This is a genomic window from Nocardia sp. NPDC050710 (assembly GCF_040654375.1).
GTDB lineage: Bacteria > Actinomycetota > Actinomycetes > Mycobacteriales > Mycobacteriaceae > Nocardia.
Map to the genome: position 1 here is coordinate 102,127 of NZ_JBFAHV010000003.1, position 23,034 is coordinate 125,160.

Here is a 23,034-nt window from a genome sequence, read left to right on the forward strand (position 1 = left end):
GTGTCGCCATGACCGAATCCGCACGCATCCGGTGCCGTGGCTGTCGGGGCACGACCATGACGACGGTGCTCGATCTCGGAAAAATGCCTGCGGCCGACCACTTTCCGTCGATCGTTACACCCATTTCGGCGTCCGAGACCGGCCATTCGCTCCGCATGGATCGCTGCTCCGGCTGCGGTCTGGCACAGTTGGCCCAGGACGATACCCGCGCGGCGGAACCGCACGGGGTCGAGCCACAGGCGCTGCGCGACCAGGCCGCCGACGCGGTGGCCAGGGTCGCGGCCGCGGGATTGCTGCACGGGGGCACCGTTCGCGAGTTCGGCAGTCCGCACGGCGGAACCTGGCTTCCGTTGCTGGCGCGGCGGGATTTCACCGTCGCCGCCGCGGGCGCCGCCGATGTGGTGCTGGACTGCTTCGGGATCATGCACGAGCCGGATCAACGTGCCGCATTCCGGGAGCGGGCCGCCGCGACCGCCGAGAACGGCCTATTGCTGATCCAATACCACTCCCTGGCCACGATCGTCGCGTCCGGTCAGTGGAATGCGCTGCGGCACGGCCACTTTGCCTACTATTCGCTCTCGTCGCTGCAACGGTTGCTGGCCGATGCCGGGATGACCGCCGTTTGGGCCTGGCGGTTCGACCTGTACGGAGGCACGGTGCTGGTAGGCGCGGTGCACGGCCCCGCTCAGCCGGACGACTCGGTCGGCGCCGCACTCGCCGCCGAGGCACCGCATGTGCATCCGGCCGCACTGCGCGGATTGCAGCGCACCGCCGACCAGCATGCCGCGGCGCTGCGCGGCTGGTTACACACCCAAGCGGGGCGTGGCCTCCGGGTCTACGCCTACGGTGCCGCGTCCCGCGCGGTGGCGTTGTTCAGTCTGGCGGGCGCGCACCGCGGCGTGCTCACCGCGGTCGCCGACGCGTCGTCCGGCAAGCACGGCCACCGGATGCCCGGTACCGATATACCGATCATCGCGCCCGCCGAACTCATCGCGGCCCGACCGGATTTCGTCCTGTTGACGCTGGCCGATCTGCTGCCCGAGGTGCGAGCGTGCTACCCCGAACTCGATGGCCGCTGGGTCGTTGACGATCCCCACGGACCGAGGAAAGGAGATTAGCCGACAGACCCGAATTCACTGCGCCACAGCGGATTTACTGCTGAAATTTACCAGTAGCCTTCCCACCCTGGACGATTGAGTAGCTTGTCGGCCCCCCGGTCCAGGGGGCCGGACGCCGAGCCTGGCAGGGCGCTCGACAGGGTGCGGGGAACAGAGGGGAGAATTCTGATGAGGGAAACCAAACGGCTCCGATCTCGGGGCGTACGCATTTTCGCCATGGCCTCGGCGGTGGCCTCCGGCCTGGTGTTCGGGAACGGGGCGGCCGCCGCGGCGATCGACAGCAGCACCACCATCGTCGACCGCGGCGATCGAACGATCGAGGCCATCCAGGCCGACACCCGCATCGATTTCGTGCCACCGCTGGACGGAAACCCGTTGACCCGTGAATGGTTCCACCACGGCGAGGCGGCGTTCAAGATCTCGGGACCGCGCGCCGAGGACTGGAGCGGTCATATCACCATCGGCTACCAGGTCGGGTACCCGGCAACCCTGAACGGCAAGATCCGATTCGAGTACTCGACACCGGGACTCGGGCTGGATCTCGGCGGCTCCGACGGCGGACTGCTCAAGCTGGACGGCCTCATTCCTCGGGCGGGGATCCAACTCGAGGTCGGCTTCGGCCCCGGCATTCAGACCATCGAATGTGCGGGCGGCGACATCTCCGGCACCGATGGGTTCATCCGGATGTCGGGATTCCACGGAACTGTCACCGGGGTGCTCGGCCAAACCAATATCCGGCCGTTCGTAATGATCGTCAGCTCCAGCGGTGACACCGTGATCACCTACGGCAAGCTCTGGACCATCTGAGCGGCCGGCCCGACCGCCACCGCCCGGATCTCACACCACGAGGTCCGGGCGATTGCGTACCGTGGCGACAGTCCGCACGCGCAACCGGTGCAGCGCCGCCTTGGCCAGCCGAGTGTCCCCGGCCAGCACGTCGCCGCGACTCACCAGATCCGGGTAGTCACCCGCGAGGCGATGATGGAACCGGTACATATCGGTCAGCTTGCTCACCGTCGAGGTCTGACTACACAGGTTGAACGACGAATTCCGCCAGGCCGCCAGGATTTCCGTCATCCCGAAGAAGACGCCGAACGACGCGACCCTGGCGAACAGATCCACGTCCATCGGGAACACCAGATCCCCGCGCAGCCCGCCGACCCGATCGAAGTGTTCGCGGTAGAACATCGCCGCCGCGGTCGGGCCGAAATCCGCGGGACCGCGCCGCACGATGGTGCCGGCCAGCGCGCGCGGGGTCTGCCTGCCCTCCAACCCGGCCAGCCCGAGTCCGCTTTCCAGGACCTCCCCCGCTTCGTCGATCACCTCGAACCGGCTGGAGGAAATCGCGATGGATCGGTCGGCCATCACCGCGAGCTGGGTGGTGAGCGCGTTGGGGCGCAGCACGTCGTCGGCGCAGACGACCTTGACAAGGGTGCCGGTACAGGCCCGGATCGCGGTGTTCCAGTTGGCGCCGATCGGTAGGACGGTGTCATTGCGCAGAATTCGGATCCGTCGATCGTCGAAGGAGTGCGCGATCTCCCCCGTATCGTCGGTGCTGGCGTTGTCGAGTACCAGCAATTCGAAATCGACGTCCTGCGCGAGCACCGAGCGCAGCGTCGTGGCCAACGTGCGGGCCGAGTTGTACGCCGGAACGCATACCGACAGTGACGTCATGGCCTAACCCCCTAGCCGTCTGACCGGCCGAACCGGTCCTTTCTCCACCAATCCGAATACTCGCTCCAGCCCCGCCCGGCTGGCATCGATCTGCTCCATGGCCTTCTGCTGCAAGGGATCCCGCAGCGCGGGCGCGGCATCCCACAGTTCGCCCACCGTTCTGCTCAGCCGCGCGTCCAGATCCGGATCGTCCAGGTGTACGACTCGCAGTCCGGTGCCGAACATGCCTGCCAGGCCGTGGAATTTGTCGTCGTAATACTCCGAGGCGGTAACGCCCACCGCCGGAATGCCCTGGGACAGCGCGAAGACCGCCAAGTGGTAGGCGCTGGTCACCAGCACCCGGCAGTGCGCGACCTGCCTGGCCACATCGTGTGCCGTCGCGCCGCGGCCGACCGGGGGCAGCGTCCGGTCCGCGCCCGCCAGCAGCGGCAGCGTGGACAGCCGGTCCTCCGAGGCGTATTCGGAGATGATCAGCGGCACCACCCGGGCATCCCGTTCGGCGGCACGGTCTCGGACCACCCGACCGAGCGTGTCCTGCGCCGCGGCGCTGACCCGCGAATAGTCCGCGACGCGCAGGCACACACCGATATCGGTGCCGATCCTGGCATCGCGCAGGCGATAGCCGAACTCGACCGCGTCATCACCGGTGACCATCATCTGGTCGGGGGAAACACCGAGCTGCGCCAGCAATTCCGGCCCACGGCGGCCCTCGCGCAGTCCGACGAAATCGACCCCGGGCAGCACCTCGGCGGCCCGGCGCCACAGCCGCGCATCCCGCAGCGGCCCCATTCCCTGGCCGACCAGCGCGGTCGGAATGCCGAGCCCGCGAGCGTATTCCAGCAGATTCAGCGTGCGATGGGCCTGGTAGCGGTCGACGTCGGTCATATAGCCACCGCCGAGCGCCAGGACCAAATCGGCCCGGCGCACCGCCTCGGGAATCTCCACCGGGAACTCGATCGTCTCGGGCTCGGCGATCGACTCGGCCACGGCAGTGGATCGGGCGCCGGTGCGCATGGCCCGCAACCGATCCTTCGGACCGTCGGTCGCGGCCCGCCACCGTAGCGCGGTGGGACCGACCAGTTTCGTTGCGGCGGAACGAGATAGCCGACCGGACCAGCCATCGGAGCCCCAGCACCAGTCCGGGCGGCAGATCGGCTCCGCCTCCGGCAATAGTCCCCGCAGTACCGCGGGCTGGTGCGTGAGCACCCCGATGCGCGCCCGCAGCCACCGCGCGCGAATCCGCTCCACGGTGACCGCCATCATCGCGATATCACCGCGGTTGCGCAGCCAGTACTCACCATTCTCGACGAGCACACGAATTTCACGCTCCGCGGCGTCGGTACGCCCGGCCACGGAACTCCCGATCCCCACAGTCCTGGTCCTCCCGCTGGTCCCCCCGCGGGTCGGCTCGTGCCGAGCACGAACTCGCTGGCAAATCTACCCCACCCGACCGCCCGAGGGCCAGGATTCGGTTGCCCGTCACGGCGCGCCACCGTGACCTACACTGTTGCGCGGGAAGCGAGTTCGGGTGGAAGGGCTCGCACGACCTGTGGGTAGGGATTAGGGGGCCGGGTGACGGCAGAGCCGGGATCGGTTCGTGTGCACATGACGGGATCCGAATGGTTCGCGTCGGCCCCGGGCGGTCTCAACCGCTATTTCACCGAACTATTCCAGGCGCTCACCCGGCAATCCGGGGTATCGGTCTCGGCGGCCGCGTTCGGCTCGGTCGCCGAGGCAGCGCTGCCAGGCGCCCTTTCCTGGGGCGGACCGGGCGGATCGACCATGCGCCGGGCCCGCACCGCCTTTCTCGATCGTGCCGCGCTGCGCGAGGCGACGGTGCTGGACCGCCACTTCTGCCTGTACGGTCCCGCGGCGGTGAATCGGCGTGGCAAGCTGCCGCTCGTCGTGCATTTCCACGGGCCGTGGGCCGCCGAGAGCAGACTCACCGGAGCGCCCGAATTCGCCGCTCGTGCAAAGTATTTGATCGAACGCGTGCGCTACGCGGGCGCCGACCGCTTCGTGGTGCTCTCCACGCACTTCCGCGATGTACTGAGCAGCGACTACCGGGTACCCGCGGACCGGATCGCGGTCATCCCGCCGGGGGTCGATCTCACCCGATTCCGCGCCGCGCCGATGCCGACCGGCCCGACGACCCGCACCGTACTGTGCGTGCGCAGGCTGGAGCGCAGGATGGGGATCGATACCTTGTTGCGCTGCTGGCCGGAGGTGGTCGCCGAACATCCGGACGCGCGGCTGGTGATCGTCGGAACCGGTACCGCGGAAGGTGAATTGCGCCTGCGCGCAGCAGGTGCCGGGCTCGGCGATTCGATCGTCTTCGCCGGGCACGTCACCGACGCACGACTGACCGAACTCTACGAACGGTGTGAACTCACCGTCGTTCCCACCATCGCTCTGGAAGGCTTCGGCCTGATCGCATTGGAATCGCTGGCCGCGGGCAGGGCGCCGATCGTCACCGACTGCGGCGGGCTGCCGGATTCGGTACGCGGACTCGATCCCTCACTCGTCGTGGCATCCGGCGACCCGGATGCGCTCGGGGCGCGGATCAGTGCCGCACTGCACGGTAACCTGCCCGCGCCCGCGCAGTGCCGGGCCCACGCCGAAACCTTTTCCTGGGATGTCACAGCGACACGCCATGTGGCGATGTACCGGGATATCGGACGATGACCCGGGTTCTGTTCCTGGCGCATACCGCCGCCCCCTCCGGTGCCGAATTGGCAACCTTGCGGCTGGTGTCGGCGCTGCGCGACCTCCGGCTCGTCGACCCCACCATGATCTATACGGAGGACGGCCCGATGGTCGAGCGCATGCGCGCACGCGGAATCGAAACCCGTGTGCTGCATGGCGATTTCGACAGCCGGGCGATGACCATCGGCTCCGGTCCGCTGCGGCTGCTCGCCGGTTTCGTCGCGCTGCTGGGTATGGGCTGGGCGCTCGGCGCCGTCGCCCGCGACTCGCGCGCCGAGGTAGTGGTCGCCGAGAGCACCAAGGCACTGGCGATGGGCGCGGTCGCTGCCCGGCGCGCCCGGATTCCGCTGGTCTGGCAGGTGCACGACCGCGTAGCCGTGGAGTATTTCGGCAGACTGCCCACCCTGGTCATCCGGCTGCTCGGACGGCTGGCCGCACACGGGTACCTCGCCAACAGCCGCGCCACCCTCGCCACGCTGCGCACCGGGCGCGGACCCGCCGTGGTGGCCTACCCGGGGGTCGAGCTCGGCGACCACCCGGCCGGGCGAGCCGAGCAGCGCCACCCCGATCACACGGTCATCGCGGCGGTCGGGCGGCTGAGCCCATGGAAGGGACAGGATCTGTTGCTGCGGGCGATCGCCGATACGAAAGTCCGCCCGCACCGGATACTCCTGATCGGCGGCACCTTCTTCGACGAAGAGCCCTATCGCGCCGAATTACTGCGGCTCGCCTCCGAACTCGCGTTGCCGGTCACTTTCACCGGGCATGTCGACGATCCCGATACCTATCTGCGCGACGCCGACATCCTGGTGCATTGTTCGGTGCTGCCCGAGCCCTTCGGTCAGGTGGTCGTGGAGGGTATGCACGCGGGCTGCGCGGTCATCGCCAGCGGGCCCGGCGGGCCGACCGAAATCGTCGACCCCGATATCAACGGGCTCTTGGTACGCGGCGGCGATCGCGCCGAACTCACCGCCGCACTGGACACTCTCATCGGCGATCCGTGCCTGCGGACCCGGCTGGCCGACGCGGGACGTACGCGCGCGGCCGACTTCGATATCACCGTCACCGCCCGCGTCGTCGGCGACTTCCTGCACGAGTTGGTCCGAACCACCCGAACCGCTGGACAGCGTGGTCCGCGAGAGCGAGCACCCCATGCCTGACCGCAGACACGCCGCGGGCCACACCACACCCGTCGACCCACCCGTGCCGACCGGCCCGGGCGGCACACATCGCAGACACGACGGCGCCCGCGGACCTGCGGGCGGCGGCGCCCACCGATCCCAGGGCATTCTCGGGGTGCTGCGCGATATCGGCTACGTCAGCTTCGGCAAATACGGCCAGTACGTCATCACCGTCGTGACGGTGCCGCTGATCGCCCGCGTACTCGGCGCACACGGCATGGGCCTGCTCGCGATCGGTATGTCGTCCTACTTCATCGGCTCGCTGCTCGTCGATCTGGGCATCACCTCCTTCCTCGCGGCGCACGTGCAAGGACAGCATCGGCCGGGCGCCGAGCAGAGCGCCGAGCGCCTACGACACGTCAATCAATTGCGCGGCGACTATCTGGCGATCCGAGCCACCGGCCTCGGAATCATCGGGGCGGCGCTGTTGATCAGCCTGCTGGCGCAGGTGCCGGAACTCGGTCTGTCGGTGGGGATTCCGGAGTGGGTGGAAATGATCCTGCTCGGACTGTTCGCCGGCGGATTCTGGTCGGTCTCGGAGGACTGGCTGCTGATCGGGCAGGGCCGGTTCGGTACCTCCACCGCGTACCAGGCCGTCGGCCGGATCGGCTATCTGATGCTGTTGGTCGGACTGCTGCCACGGCTGCCGAGCGCGCAGGTCGCACTACTGTGCCTGCTCGTCTCCTCCATCCCGACCGTCGCGCTGACCTGGTGGGACTCGCTGAAAACCTTCGGTCGGCCGTCTCGCCCCCGGCTGTTCAGGACGGTGCTGCGCACCGGTGCGCCGATACTCACCTCGCGGCTGCTCATCACGCTCTACGGGCAGGGCGCTGCGGCGATCTACGCCGCGGTCCTCAATGCGGCCGCGCTGGGCCTCTACTCGGCCAGCGATCGGCTGGTGCGCGCCATCCAATCCACGTTGGACCCCATCGGTTTCGCGTTGCTGCCACGGATGGCTCGGCGCAGCGCCGATCATCGGTTCTGGCGCCACGCCATGACGGCATTGCTCGCCTGCGTCTGTGTCGCCACCCTGGCGGCGGCCGCGGTGTGGGCGGCGGCGCCGGTGTTGATCCGCCTGGTCTTCGGCGACGAATTCACCACCGCGGTGGGACTGCTGCGGGTCGAGATCTTCATCCTGCCCGCCACCACGGTTACCTCATTCGTCACCACCGCCGTGTTGCCGGTACGTCAGGACACCACAGGCGTGCTGATAGGGGCGGTGCTCGGCACCTGCGTGGCGCTCGGCGCGCTCGTCGTCGCCTTTCGCACCCACTCGGTATGGACCCTGGTGTACGGCACCGTCATCATCGAATTCACCGTTGCCGCCTGGTATCTGCTGCGCGTGCGCCGTCTTGTGGTGCGGGAGCGGCGGCTACCCCCGGCGATGAGCCCCGCGGTCGCGCTGATGCGTGAGGACGGGTAAGCATGAGAATTCTGTTCGTCGGCGACGATTGGGTGGGCAGCAATGCGCGCTCGCTGGCCGACGGGTTCCGGCAGGCGGGCCACGACGTGGTGGTGATCGACTCGACGCCGGTCACCCTGCCCGCCCGGCTCTCGCCGCCATGGGTGTATTCGAAGGTGGCCCGGCGCCGCGCGCCGTGGCGGATCGAGCGGGTGCACGCCGAGATAGAGCGGGCCGCCGCGGCTTTCCGGCCGGACGTACTGTTCGCGTTCAAGAGCGTGTACCTGGACCAGCGCAGGCTTCTGGACACCCCGGCGCGCACGTATGTGCACTACAGCCCCGACGACGTCGCCAACCCCGCGAATATCAGCGCGGACTACCTTGCCCATGAAGCGGACTGGGATCTGGTGGTGACGACCAAGCGGCACAATGTGACCGAGCTGTGCGAACGTGGCGTCCGCGCCGTGGGTTTCGTACGCAGCGCCTACGATCCGGCGTGGCACCATCCGGCCGCACGGCGCGGCGGCCGGGAGTATCTGGTCGGTTTCATCGGTGTGTGCCGCCCAGACCGGCGCGATGACCTGGTCGAACTGGCCCGCGTCTACGGGGAACGCATGCTGATCCGCGGCCCCGGGTGGCGGCGGGTGCCGGAACTGCGGGCCACCGCGGCCACGGTGGCGGGACCGATCTACGGGCAGCACTACTCCGCGGTGATCGCCGATATCACCGCCAACCTGGTTCTGCTCAATTCCGACAACCGTGACACCCACACCTGTCGAAGTTTCGAAGTACCGGCGGCGGGCGGACTTTTCGTCGGCGAACGCACCGACGAACACGCCGAACTGCTACGCGATACGGTCGAGTGTTTCCTGTATTCCGATCGGGCCGAACTGCGCGAAATCCTGGACTGGTGCGCGGCACACCCCGAGAAGGCCTCAGCCATCGCCGCGGCCGGATATGCGCGCATCACCACCGACGGTCACCGCTACGTCGATCGGGCGCGCGAAATCGTGACCGCCATCGAGACACTCATATGACCGCAACCACCGAAGTCCTGTCGATCACGGGCGCACTGGCCACGCTAGTCCTCGCGGCGGCCTGGATACCCGGCGTCGCACGGGTTTTCCTCATCGCGCAGGCGGCGTTCTGGTCGCCGTCCTATGTGGCTCGGCCACTGGTGCTGCTGTCGGTGCAGCCGCAGCCACACTACGGCGACAATGTGCCCGACCCCCGGCTGGCCGAACTCGGCTATGACCGCGGCATCGGGCTGGTATTGGATCATGTCGTCTTCGGCCTGTGGATCTACGCGGGACTCGTTGTCGCCTACGCGATCTGGTCGCGACATCGGCGCGTCGAGAATGTGCCGGCGATGCTGTCGGATCCGGATTTCGTGCCCACCCTCGTCACCATGTACGCGATCGGGTTGCTCGGCCGCGCCGCCTCGGTCGCGACCGGCTCCCTGGGCAACGCGGGCGATGTCGACAGCGCCAATCCGATTCTCAACTTCTTCGCGATCCTCGCCACCATCGCCGCGCTCGGATTGATCATCTTCCTTCGGTTACCGCGCCCGCAGACCACGGCGCTGATCATCGCCGGGCTACTGGCCGTGGAGTTGATGTGGACCGTCGCGGTCGAATCCAAGACTCCGATCACGGGCGCCGCCATGGCGGTCGCGGTGCGCTTCGCGCTCGTCGGCTGGACCAAGGCCAAGGCATTGGGGGTCGCGGCCATCGGCGTCGTCGGCATCGCGGGATTCGGCTGGTTGCAGTCGTTCAAGGTCAGTGAACTCGCCAAAAGCGAATCGGCGCTGATCGATTCGGACTATCCATTGGCCGTGCGACCCTTCCTGAGCATCCTTCGGCGTTTCGATCTGCTCGAGGCGGCCACCGACGCCTATTTCCATGGCCCCGGCGACTGGCTGACATCCGGCGAGGTATTCCACCACGCCGCCTTCAGCCTCATTCCGGGACAGCTGCTCGGCACCCAGAAGTTCCAGTCCGGCACCGCGTGGGCCGATGACGTGCGCGGCGCCTCGGTGGATATGACGCGGGTCTCGGTATCGCTGGCCGAGGGAAATCTCAACGAGGGCTATGTTCTCGGCGGCTACCCCGGCGTGGCGATCGGCGCCGTCTTCACCTTCGGTCTGCTGCTGGCCTGGGCCAGGGCGCTGTACTCGCACTACTTCCCGGTCGTGGTGCTCGGCTTGGCCATGACCGGCGCTTCGGCCCTGTTCGAACGCGGCATCCTCGGCAGCATGGAGAACCTCGGCAAATTCCTCCAGGCCGCGGTGCTGGCGTGGTTGATCTCGCTGGCGGTCAAGGAATTCCGGCGACGCGCCCACCCGCGGGCCCCGGGGAAGAAACAGTCCGGGCCGTACGGCGATGCACCAGTAACAGGGGGCGGTGGCCGGGTGCTGGTCCGTACAGCCGAGGAGAAAAGAGGGTCCGGGCAATGGGATTGACCGAGTACTGGCGTATCGCACGCAGGCGCTGGCCCGTCATCGTCGGGGTCGTCGTGCTCTGTGTGGTCGCGGCGGGGCTGTATCTGCGCACACTACCCACCACCTATGCCGCATCCAGCAGTATGTATGTCTCCATGGCAACCGGCACCTCGGTGAATGACTCGTATCAGGGCGGGCTCGCCGCGCAACAGCGGGTGCGTTCCTATCTCGACGTGGCCACCAGCGCCACCCTGGCCAAGCGGGTCATCGACGATCTCAGCGTCACCATGTCCGTCGGTGAGTTGCAGGGGAAGATCACCGCGGCCGCACCCCCGGCCACCACGATCATCTTCATCACGGTGACCGATGACAATCCGCAGCTGGCCCGTGATCTCGCCAATACCGTGGTCGCCCAATTCCGCCGTCTCATCGGTGAATTGGAGACCATCGAGCGCGACGCCGCACCCGCGGCCCGTGTCGAGGTCATCGATAGGGCCGAGGTGCCGACCGACCCCACCGGACCGCAGTCCTCGCGGATCCTCGCGCTCGGACTACTGGCGGGACTCGCACTCGGCTGCCTGGCCGCCTTCCTTCGCGATCGCACCGACCGCACCCTGCGGACCTCGAACGATCTGGAGGCGGTACTTCCGGTGCCGATTCTCGGCATCATCGATGAGGGCAGGCCGGGCGCGGTGGACGAGATCCGCCGGATGCGCACCAGGCTGCTGCGTGACGGAGACGCGAGCACCGTGCTCGTCACCGGCCTCTCCCCCGACTCGGAACCGGAAGTCGCACTGGGACTGGCGAAATCATTCGCCGACACCGGCCGCGATGTGGTGCTGATCGATGCCGATACCTCCGGCGGTGGCGGCACCCAGCGATTCGCGAGCGAACGCAATCCCGGACTGGCGGGCGTCCTGCGCGGTTCGACCCCGGTCGCCGAGGCACTGACCGGCTGGCCGGAGACCGGCATTACCGTACTACCGCTGGGCAATATCGATCTGCGGACCGCCGACCTGCTTGCCTCCGAGCGCTTCGTGGACGTTATCGCCAAACTGCGCACCGATTTCGAGCACATCGTGGTGCAATCCGCTCCGGTCGCCAGCGCCGCGGACGCGATCGCGCTGGCTCCACAGTTCGAGCACACCATCGGCGTCGTCACACTCGGCACCACGACAATCCCCCAATTGCGCGGTGCGCTGGCCACATTCGGAGACAGCCGGCTCACCGGCGCGGTAGCGTACAGCAGGCCGGGCAATCGGCTGCAACGCTTGGCCGGGAGACTGCGCAAATGAGTGGTGCATCGCACAGCGATTCGTTGGGGGGTGGTGGTCGGGCGACGGGTGGGCGTGGTGCATCGCAAAGCGATTCATTGGGGGGTGGTGGTCGGGCGACGGGTGGGCACGATGACGCCATCCGCCGACGAGGACTTCTCGCCGCATCCCTCGGCATCGCCGCCGCGCTACCGCTCGCCGCGTGCACCACGGCCGACGCACCCGGCGTCGAATTCCGGTCACCGCATGTGACCGACGCACCCTCGGCCCGCAATGTACGGGACTTCGGCGCGGTCGGCGACGGCACCGCCGACGACACCGCCGCGATCGCCGCGGCTGCCGCCGTGGGCAACGGTCCGTTGGTGCTGTACATCCCCGCGGGCAAATACAAGGTCACCGCCTTCCCCGAACTGCCCGACTTCGCTACCGTGCTCGGCGACGGTGCGGATGTCTCGGTGCTCGTCTGCGAGGCCGAGACCACGCTGATCGCGCTGCGCACACGCAATCGCGTGCGATTCTCGCGGCTCGGCATCTATATGTCCGGGCCCCGCTCCACGGCCGTGGACCTGTCCGAATGCTTCCGCTGCTCGTTCGAGGCGGTGGTGATCCGCGGCAACCATCTCAGCATCAACCACCCGCGCTATCTTCCGCAGCGCGGGGTGGTGCTCCGGGACAACACCGGCGGCACCGCATTCATCAACTGCGATATCAACAACTTCGGCGTCGGCCTGGTTACCTCCTGCATTCAGAACTACGTGACCTCGTCGAAGCTCACCAGCAATTACATCGGCGTACTCGGTACCGGCAACGACCACAACGCCGGATTGGCGCTGACCAATGTCGAATTCGTCTCCGATCACGACGCACGCACCACCGATAAACACATAGCCATCGACGGCGCCGCCAACGACTGGTGGCTGACGAACGTATGGTTCGAGGGCGCCGATATCGCGGTGTCGGTCGGAGATCGCGAACGCGGTGGACCCGCCCAGTTCGGCATGATCAACTGCAAGATCGCGGCCCGGTCGATCGCGTTGGACCTCGTGTACTGCCGCCAGCCGTATCTGGCGAACGTACAGTTCGACAAGGACCTCGACCGGCACCCGACCGAATTGCGGATCGACCCCATCGGTTGTCCAGAAGGCACCGCCATCAACCTGATCTCCAGCGCCAGCGACGATTTCCCACCCGGACGGTTCCCGGACGGCTGGCACATCATCAGTCGCGACAGCATGCGCGCGCCCCGCTTCGACGGCACCATCATGGGCCGAGCCGGACGCGGCGATGCGGATATCTTCCAGGCCCAAGGGCCCGACGGCGCCGTTCGTGCGGCCGTATTATCGAGTGGAGCATGGTTTTCCGACCGTCAGGACGGCGGGGTTGTGTTGAAGGATCCGGCCGGGGGCTACTGGCGGCTGACCGTATCCACCGACGGCGCCGTCAAGACCACCTCTCTAGGCCGCCAGCGACCCAGGGAGTAGCCATGCACGACCACCCGACCACCCTGTCTCAGGTTCGGCTCGGACCGGTCACCCTGCACGGCGTCACCGTCATCCTGCGTCCGCCGCGCATCGACGACTACCCCCGGTGGCGTCGGATCCGGTTGCACGACCGTCGCTATATCGAACCCTTCTGGTCGAGTTCACCGCTGGACTGGACCGCCCGGCACAGCGGAAAGCATTGGGTGCACGAATGTCTCGCCGGACGCGCCGACGCACGGGCCGCGCGCAGGCTACCGCTGGTGATCGAGGTCGACGGCCGCTTCTCCGGTCAGATCGAGCTCGACCACATCGATGTCGGCACGGGCAGTGCCGAAATGGGGCTCTGGATGCACTCCGCGGTGGCCCGGCTCGGCATCGGCGGCCTGGCCACCGCGCTGATGTTGGATTTCGGCTTCGGGGAGGCCGGGCTCCAGCGCATCACCGCCCCGATCTCCCCCGCGAACGCGGCCACCGCGGGCGGTGCGGCGCAGCTCGGATTCCAGCGCGAAGCCACGATGACGCGGTACTTCGATGTCGGTGGCGCGCCGCGCGACCATGAATTGTGGGCGGTCACCGCCGCCGCTATGCCGCCGGAAGGATTTGCCGCGCAGTGGATCCGGCGACGTGACGGGCGAAGTTCCGGAGATGCGCCGCAGACGACGACCGTATGCGAGGACAGGCCGCTGACCCGCGTCGAGGTACTCGGCGCGATCGCCAGATACCACGCGGGCCGGATCCGGCATCTGGCCGATCCGCTGCGCCGCCCGTATCGCATCCGGCTCACCGATCCGGAAAATCCGGCGGTGGTGGCACGATGCCGCAGGCTCACGGATCGGGTACCGCGTCAGGCGGCGTGGTTGCGACTCTCCTCGAATTCCGCAGTCCCCGAATCGGTTCACGGCCAGGGCGCCGACCGGGTCCGGTGGGTCCGCGAACTCTTCCGGACGTGGCCCGGACTGTGCTCGGCACCGGGTCTGGTGCTCGCGGTCCAGATCGACGGCGAATACGCCGGCGAGATCAGGCTCTTCGAGGCGGACCTGTTCAACCGGCACGCGCGGGTCGACGGCTGGATCGATCCGGGGCTCGCCGGACAGCGACTTCGGGTCGCCGCCACCCGGCTTGTGGTGGACTACGCCTTCACCACCCTGGGTTTGGTCCGGATCGCCACCGCCATCGAACCCGACGATATCGACGCGGCCGAGGTCGCCGCCCTGGTCGGTATGGTTCGCGAGGGGCGTATGCGCGACTTCGTCGGCGTCACCGGACACCGCGCCGACCACGATCTCTGGGCCGTCACGACACCGCGGTGACCGCCGTGACGAGTGCTCCGCTCGCGAGGACACCTCCGCCCAGGCGACGTACAGTTGTGCGGAGAATCCCTTGCGCACAGTGCGATTCGTGACTGGTGCGCTCTGTGCGCGTGCGTTTTCCCATCCCCCAGGAGCCCACCATGGCCGATATCCCGGTCGAAGGACCGCCATCCCGCCAGCGCAGCTTCACCCACAGCAATGAACTCCAGTCCCGTTTACACGATCTGGTCCCCGGCGGCGCCCACACCTATGCGCGCGGCGCCGACCAGTATCCCGAATTCATGGCGCCGATTCTGGTGCGCGGCAGCGGTTGCCGGGTCTGGGATGCCGATGGCAACGAGTATGTCGAGTACGGGATGGGTCTGCGTTCGGTGACCCTCGGGCACGGATTCGCGCCGGTGCTGGAGGCGGTTCGCCTCGCCATCGCCGACGGTGTCAGTTTCAGCCGCCCGACGGAGCTGGAACTGCTCGCCGCACAGGACTTCCTGAAGCTGGTGCCCGGTGCGGATATGGTGAAGTTCGCCAAGAACGGGTCCGACGCCACCACCGCCGCCGTCCGCCTGGCTCGGGCTGCCACCGGGCGGACGGTCATCGCGGTCTGCGATCAACCGTTCTTCTCGGTGGACGACTGGTTCATCGGCACCACCGCGATGGATAGCGGTATCCCCGCGACCTCCGTCGCAGGCACCATGCGATTCCGCTACAACGACCTGCCGTCCTTGGCCGCCGTCCTCGACACCGGCGCGATCGCCGCGGTGGTGCTCGAAGCCGCGACCGCGCTCGCCGAGCCGGAACCCGGCTTCCTGGAAGGAGTTCGGGATCTGTGCGACCGATACGGCGCACTGCTCGTCTTCGACGAGATGATCACCGGATTCCGCTGGTCCGCGGGCGGCGCCCAGGCCGTATACGGCGTCCGGCCGGATCTGTCCTGCTGGGGTAAGGCCATGGGCAACGGCTTCCCCATCTCCGCGCTCGCGGGTAAACGCGAGTACATGGAACTCGGCGGTCTGCGCACCGATCGGGACCGGGTGTTCCTGCTGTCGACCACGCACGGTCCGGAATCGGGCTCGCTGGCCGCCTTCCGCGCGGTGGTCCGCGAGTACACGACCGGCGACCCGATCACCCGGATGGAACATGCGGGACGGCTGCTCGCGGACGGCGTCAACGCGATCGCCGCCGACCTGGGCATCACCGAGTATTTGCAGGTCCTCGGCCGCCCCTCCTGCCTCATCTTCGCCACCCGCGATCCGGAAGGCCGGCCGTCCCAGCCCTTTCGCACCCTGTTCCTGCAAGAACTCCTCGACCGCGGTGTGCTCGGCCAGTCCTTCGTCACCTCCGCCGCCCATACCGAGGCCGATGTCGCCGACACCATCACGGCCTGCCGGGAGGCGGCGATCGTGTACCGCAAGGCGATCGAACAGGGCAGCGTCGATGGTCTGCTGCACGGCCGCCCCGTCGCGCCCGCCATCCGCAGACATGCGGCCCCGCGCCGCATCGAATCGGACGGCGCATGAACGCGATCCGTCGCGGCCGGGACAACGACAGGGGGTATCTCAGGTGAGCGAACCACGCGTAGCGGTGGTACACGAGCGGTTCACCGAATTCGGCGGATCCGAGGCCGTTGTCGGCGAGTTCGTCGAAACCTGGCCGGATACACAGGTATTCGCGCCCATTGTCGATCCCGCGGGCGTGCGTCCACCGCTGGCCACCGTGCACGACACCTGGCTCAGCCGGGCGCATGCGGCCACGGGGCGCCGTTCGCATGCGCCGCTGTTGCCCTTCGTCCCCCGCGCGCTGCGTGGGCTGCCACTGCGCGACGGCTACGACGTGATCCTCATCAGTCATCACGCCTTCGCCACCCAGGCCGTCTTCGCCACGGACGCGCCGGCCATCGCCTACGTGCACAGTCCGGCCCGCTGGGCCTGGGATCCCGAATTCCGGGCGAGGGAGGCGGGCGGGCGCGCCGGTCAGCTCGCGCTCACCGCACTGGGTCGCCTCGCCCGCCACGCGGAACTCCGGGCGGCTCCACACCTGACGCATATCATCGCCAACTCCCGGGCCGTCGCCGATCGGGTCCGCGACTGCTGGGGGTTGTCCGCCTCGGTCGTGAACCCACCGGTCCGGATCGACCGCTTCACCCCCGATCCCACGGTCGAGCGTGAGGACTTCTTTCTGTGCGCGGGCCGCCTCGTCCCCTACAAGCGTCCCGACGTCGCCATTCTTGCCGCTCGTAAGGCGGGCTGCCGCCTGGTGATCCTCGGTGACGGCCGGTTCCGGCCCCAGCTCGAGGCTCTTGCCGGGCCCGAAACCACTTTCCTCGGCGGCGCGCCCCACGACGTCCTGCTCGATATGTACCGCCGCTGCCAGGCCCTGCTGATGCCGGGCGTCGAGGATTTCGGCATCGTCCCCGTCGAAGCCATGGCCTGCGGCACCCCGGTGCTCGCGGTCGGCACCGGCGGTTCGCTCGACACCGTCCGCCCCGGCGTGACCGGCGAATATGTCGATCATGGCCCGGACGCGGCGGTCGTCGACGGTTTCGCGAAGGCCATGCGGGCATTCGCATCCACCGCGTACGACCCCGGCGTCATACGCGCCCACGCGGTCACCTTCTCCCCCGACGCCTTCCGCATTCGCATCGCCGAGACGGTGACCGAAGTTCTGTCCCGCTGACCGCCCTATCTGCCGATGGTGAGGGTCGGACAGTAGTGCCGGATGGTCGCCATGATCGCGTCGGTCGAGGTGCGCAGTTCGGCGGCGTCGATGGTGTAGGGATCGAGCAGCCCCGGAATGACGACCAGTTGCCCGTGGCTGCCGCCGATGACTCGGATCAGCGCGATCTCCGACCAGGCGAAACCGGTGTGGAACCCGCCCCGGGAATGGATCAAACCGTCCGGGGTGATGACCAGCCGGGCGGTCGCGCGTCGAATTTCCCGGGCCACCCACAGACCGCCGCCGCCGATACCGCACCAGAGCAGTCCCAGGGCCAGCCCGTACAACGCGGCCGCGCGATCATCCGAGGCTCCGACCGCGGGCAGTGCGGAGAGCACGACGACTATTCCGACACCACTGAACACCAGCCCCGCGAGCAGGCAGAACCATCCGCCCCACCACTCCGTCGGCGGTTGCCGATATGTTGTCGACGACATCGGGACCCACCGTCACAGCCGAAACGAATCACCGCACCCGCGTCGGGCCGAAACCCGGCCCAACGCCCCTCAGTCTACGGCGATACGGCCCTTCGAAAAGCTCTCGCGGGCACCGACGATCGGATGCGTATTCCGCCGTCGCGTGGGAAAGTCTCGACTATGAGCGCGCACCGTCGCATAGCCGTCGTCCTCGCGGGGCTGCTCGGCCTCGGTCTCCTCACCGGATGCGAGACCAGTGCGGACAATGCCGGGTCGACCGCCTCCACAGCACCGGGGGTGATTCCGCTGATCTCGACCGACAATCTGGTGGGCGCCAGGCCCGACGAGGTGCATTTGTTCGGGCTGAACGATCTGCACGGGAATCTGCAACCACCCGGCGGGTCGACGGGCAGAATCGCCGGGTACGAGGCAGGTGGCGCGGTCTATCTCGCGACGCATATGGCGCGGTTGAAGGCCGCCTATCCGGCGAGTGCGGTGGTCGCGGCGGGCGACAATGTGGGGGCGAGTCCACTGATATCGGGGCTGTTCCACGATGAGCCGACGATCACGTTCATGAATTCGCTCGGGGTCGCGGCATCGTCGGTGGGAAATCACGAATTCGACGACGGAGTACTGGAATTGGCGCGGCTACAGCGGGGCGGCTGTGCGTATGACGCCTGCTCGCCCGGTGCGCCGTTCACCGGCGCGGCCTTCCCCTACCTGGCCGCGAACGTCACCGATGCGAGCGGGCAGCTGCCGCCCGGGCTGCGGCCCTGGACCATGCTGAATGTCGGTGGACGCAAGATCGGCGTGGTCGGCACGGTCACCCCCGATACCGTGAATATCGTGATGCCGGAAGGCATTCGGGGTTACACCTTCGGCGACGGGGTGGCGGCGATCAACGCCTACGTTCCGGAGATCCGGGCGGCGGGCGCGGAGGCGATCGTGGCGCTCGTACACGACGGCGGCATGCAGCGGGTGCCCGCGAACGTTACGGCCGACTACAACGGATGCGCCGAGATCGGCCCGGAGGTCACCGCGCTGGCGACCCGCACCGACCCGGCGGTTCGAGCCGTGATCACCGGCCACACCCACCAACCGTATGTCTGCGCCATCAACGGCAAGGTGGTCACCCAGGCCGCGTCCTACGGCAGGCTGATCACCGATATCACGCTGCGCTTCGGCGCCGACGGCGTACAGGCCTCCGCGGTGAACCGGGTGGTGACCCGCGAGGTCACCCCGGACGCGCCGACAGCCGCACTGGTGGACTTCTACACCGCGCAGGCCGAACCGCGCGCCGACCGGGTGGTCGGCGCCGCCACCACCGCACTCCCGCACAGTCCCGCTCCGTCCGGTGAGTCACCGCTGGGCAGCGTCATCGCCGATTCGATGCTCGCGGTCACCGCAGGCGAACCCGCCGCCGCCGTCGCGGCCTTCATGAATCCTGGCGGCGTCCGCACCGACCTCAAACCCGGCCCGATCACATTCGGCGATATCTACACGGTTCAGCCCTTCGGTAACCAGGTGGTCACGGTCACACTCACCGGACAGCAGGTGCTGCGCCTGCTGGAACAGCAGTGGAGCAACGCCGCCAAGTCCACCGTGCTGTCCCCCGCAGGCCTCACCTACACATACGTGGACACCGCGCCGAAGGATCACAAGGTGGTCGCCGACAGTGTCCGGATCGCGGGCCGACCACTGAATCCGGTCTCCACCTATCGGATCACCACCAATAGTTTCCTGGCCTCCGGCGGCGACGGTTTCACGGTCTTCGCCGAGGGGACGGATAAGACCGTCGGACCGACGGATCTCGATGCGTTCGAGAATTTCCTGACATCCCGTCCGCCGTTGCAATCCCCAGCCGCCCGGGTCGAGAAGAAGTAATTACAGTCCGGCCGCGGGAAACACTTTGTGGCGCCGGTCTCACGAATCGTGATGCCCCGCCTCGGATATCATCACACCCGCGGTAGGACTCGCGTTCGGCGTTCTCCGGAGATTGATGTACGCGATACCCGCGTTCACCTGGCCCACCCGCGACGTTAACTGAAAACTGTTGTAACACACAAAATTCACCAATACCCCTTGGTGACGATTCACACATCACACTCGGATCGTCGCAGCTTGCCCAGTCCGAGCCGCACCCATTACAGTTCCCTATCAGTCAGGACGAAGGTGTTCCTACTTTCGGCCCGACGGCTGTCACATCGCTGCGCGGTGCCGAATCGTTGATACCCGCATTCACCGCCGCATGCCGGATCAATGTTGTGCGACAACAAGGTTCGAGTGAACAGCAGGAGGGACGATGGTTTCCTACATCGTGACAGGTGGTACTGGATTTCTGGGTCGGCGGGTTGTCCAGGGACTGCTCGATCGGGACCCCGAAGCAATTGTCCATGTGCTGGTGCGCGCCGAATCGCTTACCAAATTCAATGAACTCGCCACCGGCTGGCGAGGCAGCGAGCGGGTCTTCTCCCTGCTCGGTGATCTGACCATCGAGGGACTGGGCCTGCTCGGGGAGCCGCCGCGGGCCGATCACGTGATCCACCTCGGCGCCGTCTACGACATGACCGCCGACGAGCACACCTCGCACGCGGCCAATGTGACGGGCACCCGGTCGGTCATCGACCTGGCGCGCACGCTCGGCGCGGTCCTGCACCACGTCTCCTCGGTCGCCGTCGCCGGCGATCACCAGGGGAAGTTCTTCGAGGAGGACTTCGACCTCGGCCAGAACCTGACCTCGCCGTATCACCGCACCAAGTTCGCCGCGGAGAAGCTGGTCCGCGAGTCGGCGGGGGTGCGCTGGCGGGTCTACCGGCCCGCGATCGTGGTCGGCGATTCGCGCACCGGCGAAATGGACAAGATCGACGGTCCGTACTACTTCTTCGCCGCGATCGCCAAGCTGGCCGCGCTGCCCGCCGACCTGCCGATGCCGCTGCCCGACCTTGGCTGCTCCAATATCGTGCCGGTCGACTACGTCGCCGCCGCCATGGTGGAACTGGTGGGCCGCGCCGGGCTCGACGGCCGCACCTTCCACCTGGTCAACCCGAGTCCGCAGCCGTTCGACCAGATCTACGGCGCGCTGGCCACCGCCGCGGGCGCGCCGACCGGGATCGGCGTCGTGCCCGGCAGCAAGTTCGCGCTCAGTGGTCTCGCACACCTGCCGGGCGTGCCCACCTTCCGCGATTTCTTCCTGGAGCAGATCGGCATTCCCGCCGCCGTCGCACCGCACGTCTCGTTCGCGTCCGAATTCGTCTCGGAATCGACCGAGGCGCAGTTGCGCGGTACCGGCATTTCGGTGCCGTCCTTCGACAGTTACGCCGCCACGCTGTGGCAGTACTGGCGGGAGAATATGGATCCGGATCGCAAGCGGCCGGTCACCGATCCCTTCCAGGGCCGCACCGTCCTGATCACCGGCGCCTCCTCCGGCATCGGACTGGCCACCGCACACGCCGTGGCCCGCCGCGGCGCTACCGTCCTCATGGTCGCGCGCGGCATCGAGGACCTCAGCGCCGCAGCGGAATCCGTCCGCGCCGAGGGCGGGACCGCGCACACCTACCCGTGCGATATCACCGATCCCGACGCCGTCGACACCCTGGTGAAGACGGTGCTCACCGAGCACGGCCACGTCGACTATCTGGTCAACAATGCCGGACGCTCGATCCGTCGTTCGGTGCTGAACTCCACCGACCGCATGCACGACTTCGAGCGCACCATGGCGGTGAACTACTTCGGCGCGGTCCGCCTCATTCTGGGCCTGCTGCCGTCGATGCGGGCGCGCCGCTTCGGTCATATCGTGAATATCTCCTCGATCGCGGTGCAGACCAAGGTGCCCCGATTCGCGGCGTACGTCGCGAGCAAGTCCGCGCTGGACAACTTCAGCGAGATCGCGGCGGTCGAAAACAAGGACGCCGGAGTCACCTTCACCTCGGTCCGGATGCCGCTGGTGCGGACGCCGATGATCGCCCCCACCGATCTCTACCGCTCGCTGCCGGTACCCGACCCAGACCAGGCGGCCGTCATCGTGGTGCGGGCGCTGGAGGATCGGCCGGACCGGATCGATACCCCCGTCGGTACCTTCGCCCAGGCCGTGGACCTGCTGATGCCGTCGGTCAAGCGGACCATCATGCACCAGGGCTTCCGGTGGTTCGGCGAGTCCCATGCGGCACAAGGTAAATCGGAAGCGTCCGCCACCTCCGACCCCGCCGAGGCCAAGGACAAGTCCTCTGTTCCGGTCGGCGCGGCGCTGTCGGTGATGGCTCCGGTACTGCTGCCGCTGATGGCCCTGCCCAGCCCGGCCGCCCGGATGGCCCGGATGGTCCCCGGGTTGCACTGGTAAAGAACGGTCTACCCCGGCCTGCGCGCGCATTCGGCCCGCGCAGGCCGGATCTCACCGCACCCTGGACAGCTTCTCCGGGTTGGTCACCGAATAGATACCGAGGACCTTCCCCTCCACCGACACATCCAGTACCACCGCGGCCAGTGGCGAATCACCGTCGAAGACAACGGCACCCGGATCGCCGCTGACGGCGCGATAACGCACCCGGTAGTCCTGGCGACCGCCGCGCGCGATCTCCAGGAACACTCGCGCGACCTCGGCCCACCCGTGCACCGGCTGCAGGCTGGTGGCCGGTCCCCGCTCCCCGCCGTCGGTCCACAGCGTCACCTCGGGTGCGAGCACCGCGAGCAAACCCTCCAGGTCGCCGCCCAGCGCGGCCGCGACGAACCGCTCGGTCACCTCGCGCCGCAGCTTCGGATCCGCGTGCTGCCGGGGACGCCGGGCGTGAACGTGCTGCCGAGCCCGGTAGGCGAGCTGGCGGACCGCGGCCGGGCTGCGGTCGATCATCTCCGCGATCTCGGTGTGCGCGTAGCCGAATACCTCGTGCAGCACGAAAACCGCCCGCTCCAGCGGTGTCAGCGCTTCGAGCACCACCAGAAGCGCCATCGAGAAGGATTCGGTGCGGACCACCGCGTCGGCGGTGTCCGGGACCGCGGCGGATTCGGTGACGACCGGTTCGGGCAGCCACTGACCGATGTAGGTCTCCCGGCGGCGGACCATCACCCGGCGGCGAGCGAGCGCCTGATTCACCGCGATCCGGACCAGATAGGCGCGCGGATTCTCGATCTGCTCGGCCTCCGCCCCGGTGCGCGGCACCCAGGCCAACCAGGTTTCCTGTAGTACGTCCTCGGTGTCGGCCACACTGCCGAGCATGTTGTAGACGACCGAGAACAGCAGTTCCCGGTGCCCGAGGAATACCTCGGTCGCGGCATCGGTCGCGCGCCCGGCGGGCGGCCGCTCAGCGTCGATCATCACAGGCTCCTGTTC

18 protein-coding genes are annotated in these 23,034 nt (G+C 67.8%); 14 read left to right on the forward strand and 4 right to left on the reverse strand.

Translation table 11 applies throughout. The annotated features are described in order from the left end of the window. The first annotated feature begins 8 nt into the window (after positions 1-8). Entirely contained in the window at positions 9-1,118 is a 1,110-nt protein-coding gene (locus tag AB0H61_RS08390) for a methyltransferase domain-containing protein (RefSeq protein WP_357300732.1), read from the forward strand. Between the two features lie 168 nt (positions 1,119-1,286). Beyond that, complete coding sequence (locus tag AB0H61_RS08395; protein ID WP_357300734.1) at positions 1,287-1,925, forward strand: MspA family porin; 639 nt, start codon at positions 1,287-1,289, stop codon at positions 1,923-1,925. Between the two features lie 30 nt (positions 1,926-1,955). On the opposite strand, the gene AB0H61_RS08400 is transcribed toward AB0H61_RS08395, so the two are convergent. Next, positions 1,956-2,792 (reverse strand): glycosyltransferase family 2 protein, encoded by an 837-nt coding sequence (locus AB0H61_RS08400; protein ID WP_357300735.1) that lies wholly within the window; start codon positions 2,790-2,792, stop codon positions 1,956-1,958. Positions 2,793-2,795: 3 nt separating this feature from the next. Then, the gene (locus tag AB0H61_RS08405) at positions 2,796-4,163 is read right to left on the reverse strand and encodes a polysaccharide pyruvyl transferase family protein (protein WP_357300736.1); all 1,368 of its coding nucleotides are present in this window, start codon (positions 4,161-4,163) and stop codon (positions 2,796-2,798) included. A gap of 234 nt (positions 4,164-4,397) precedes the next feature. On the opposite strand from AB0H61_RS08405, the gene AB0H61_RS08410 reads away from it, so the two are divergent. The 10 genes from AB0H61_RS08410 (at position 4,398) to AB0H61_RS08455 (ending at position 17,256) form a co-directional block, all read left to right on the forward strand. Then, the gene (locus tag AB0H61_RS08410) at positions 4,398-5,477 is read left to right on the forward strand and encodes a glycosyltransferase family 4 protein (protein ID WP_357300738.1); all 1,080 of its coding nucleotides are present in this window, start codon (positions 4,398-4,400) and stop codon (positions 5,475-5,477) included. Next, complete coding sequence (locus AB0H61_RS08415; RefSeq protein WP_357300740.1) at positions 5,474-6,658, forward strand: glycosyltransferase family 4 protein; 1,185 nt, start codon at positions 5,474-5,476, stop codon at positions 6,656-6,658. The genes AB0H61_RS08410 and AB0H61_RS08415 overlap by 4 nt, the downstream gene beginning before the upstream one ends. Continuing rightward, a complete protein-coding gene (locus AB0H61_RS08420; RefSeq protein ID WP_357300741.1) occupies positions 6,651-8,102 on the forward strand; it encodes a lipopolysaccharide biosynthesis protein in 1,452 nt (483 codons plus the stop codon). Before AB0H61_RS08415 ends, AB0H61_RS08420 begins: the two co-directional genes overlap by 8 nt. Before the next feature lie 2 nt (positions 8,103-8,104). Next, complete coding sequence (locus AB0H61_RS08425) at positions 8,105-9,118, forward strand: glycosyltransferase (RefSeq protein ID WP_357300743.1); 1,014 nt, start codon at positions 8,105-8,107, stop codon at positions 9,116-9,118. Next, positions 9,115-10,542, forward strand: coding sequence for a hypothetical protein (locus tag AB0H61_RS08430; RefSeq protein WP_357300745.1), 1,428 nt, complete (start codon positions 9,115-9,117; stop codon positions 10,540-10,542). The genes AB0H61_RS08425 and AB0H61_RS08430 overlap by 4 nt, the downstream gene beginning before the upstream one ends. After that, positions 10,533-11,816, forward strand: a complete 1,284-nt coding sequence (locus AB0H61_RS08435; RefSeq protein WP_357300746.1) for a GNVR domain-containing protein — start codon at positions 10,533-10,535, stop codon at positions 11,814-11,816. Before AB0H61_RS08430 ends, AB0H61_RS08435 begins: the two co-directional genes overlap by 10 nt. Positions 11,817-11,893: 77 nt before the next feature. Next, a complete protein-coding gene (locus AB0H61_RS08440; RefSeq protein WP_357300748.1) occupies positions 11,894-13,276 on the forward strand; it encodes a glycosyl hydrolase family 28-related protein in 1,383 nt (460 codons plus the stop codon). Between the two features lie 2 nt (positions 13,277-13,278). Beyond that, entirely contained in the window at positions 13,279-14,586 is a 1,308-nt protein-coding gene (locus AB0H61_RS08445; protein WP_357300750.1) for a GNAT family protein, read from the forward strand. A gap of 140 nt (positions 14,587-14,726) precedes the next feature. After that, a complete protein-coding gene (locus tag AB0H61_RS08450) occupies positions 14,727-16,100 on the forward strand; it encodes a glutamate-1-semialdehyde 2,1-aminomutase (RefSeq protein WP_357300752.1) in 1,374 nt (457 codons plus the stop codon). A 43-nt stretch (positions 16,101-16,143) separates the two neighbouring features. Then, positions 16,144-17,256, forward strand: a complete 1,113-nt coding sequence (locus tag AB0H61_RS08455; RefSeq protein ID WP_357300754.1) for a glycosyltransferase — start codon at positions 16,144-16,146, stop codon at positions 17,254-17,256. Between the two features lie 5 nt (positions 17,257-17,261). Here the strand turns inward: AB0H61_RS08455 and AB0H61_RS08460 are convergent, their stop codons facing one another. Beyond that, positions 17,262-17,732, reverse strand: coding sequence for a hypothetical protein (locus AB0H61_RS08460; RefSeq protein ID WP_357300756.1), 471 nt, complete (start codon positions 17,730-17,732; stop codon positions 17,262-17,264). Positions 17,733-17,891: 159 nt separating this feature from the next. Here AB0H61_RS08460 and AB0H61_RS08465 point away from each other — a divergent pair, with 159 nt between their 5' ends. Further along, the gene (locus tag AB0H61_RS08465) at positions 17,892-19,595 is read left to right on the forward strand and encodes a 5'-nucleotidase C-terminal domain-containing protein (RefSeq protein ID WP_357300758.1); all 1,704 of its coding nucleotides are present in this window, start codon (positions 17,892-17,894) and stop codon (positions 19,593-19,595) included. Positions 19,596-20,013: 418 nt separating this feature from the next. After that, positions 20,014-22,047 carry an SDR family oxidoreductase gene (locus AB0H61_RS08470; protein ID WP_357300760.1) on the forward strand — a complete coding sequence of 678 codons (2,034 nt, stop codon included), beginning with the start codon at positions 20,014-20,016 and terminating at the stop codon, positions 22,045-22,047. A gap of 51 nt (positions 22,048-22,098) precedes the next feature. Here the strand turns inward: AB0H61_RS08470 and sigJ are convergent, their stop codons facing one another. Then, positions 22,099-23,019, reverse strand: coding sequence for an RNA polymerase sigma factor SigJ (sigJ, locus tag AB0H61_RS08475; protein WP_357300762.1), 921 nt, complete (start codon positions 23,017-23,019; stop codon positions 22,099-22,101). Positions 23,020-23,034 lie beyond the last annotated feature (15 nt).

Bases quoted from the DNA above. Each gene is read 5' to 3' on its own strand.
- AB0H61_RS08390 (WP_357300732.1), top strand. From the start codon at position 9: ATGACCGAATCCGCACGCATCCGGTGCCGTGGCTGTCGGGGCACGACC.
- AB0H61_RS08395 (WP_357300734.1), top strand. From the start codon at position 1,287: ATGAGGGAAACCAAACGGCTCCGATCTCGGGGCGTACGCATTTTCGCC.
- AB0H61_RS08400 (WP_357300735.1), bottom strand. From the start codon at position 2,792: ATGACGTCACTGTCGGTATGCGTTCCGGCGTACAACTCGGCCCGCACG.
- AB0H61_RS08410 (WP_357300738.1), top strand. From the start codon at position 4,398: ATGACGGGATCCGAATGGTTCGCGTCGGCCCCGGGCGGTCTCAACCGC.
- AB0H61_RS08415 (WP_357300740.1), top strand. From the start codon at position 5,474: ATGACCCGGGTTCTGTTCCTGGCGCATACCGCCGCCCCCTCCGGTGCC.
- AB0H61_RS08420 (WP_357300741.1), top strand. From the start codon at position 6,651: ATGCCTGACCGCAGACACGCCGCGGGCCACACCACACCCGTCGACCCA.
- AB0H61_RS08425 (WP_357300743.1), top strand. From the start codon at position 8,105: ATGAGAATTCTGTTCGTCGGCGACGATTGGGTGGGCAGCAATGCGCGC.
- AB0H61_RS08430 (WP_357300745.1), top strand. From the start codon at position 9,115: ATGACCGCAACCACCGAAGTCCTGTCGATCACGGGCGCACTGGCCACG.
- AB0H61_RS08435 (WP_357300746.1), top strand. From the start codon at position 10,533: ATGGGATTGACCGAGTACTGGCGTATCGCACGCAGGCGCTGGCCCGTC.
- AB0H61_RS08445 (WP_357300750.1), top strand. From the start codon at position 13,279: ATGCACGACCACCCGACCACCCTGTCTCAGGTTCGGCTCGGACCGGTC.
- AB0H61_RS08450 (WP_357300752.1), top strand. From the start codon at position 14,727: ATGGCCGATATCCCGGTCGAAGGACCGCCATCCCGCCAGCGCAGCTTC.
- AB0H61_RS08460 (WP_357300756.1), bottom strand. From the start codon at position 17,732: ATGTCGTCGACAACATATCGGCAACCGCCGACGGAGTGGTGGGGCGGA.
- AB0H61_RS08465 (WP_357300758.1), top strand. From the start codon at position 17,892: ATGAGCGCGCACCGTCGCATAGCCGTCGTCCTCGCGGGGCTGCTCGGC.
- AB0H61_RS08470 (WP_357300760.1), top strand. From the start codon at position 20,014: ATGGTTTCCTACATCGTGACAGGTGGTACTGGATTTCTGGGTCGGCGG.
- sigJ (WP_357300762.1), bottom strand. From the start codon at position 23,019: ATGATCGACGCTGAGCGGCCGCCCGCCGGGCGCGCGACCGATGCCGCG.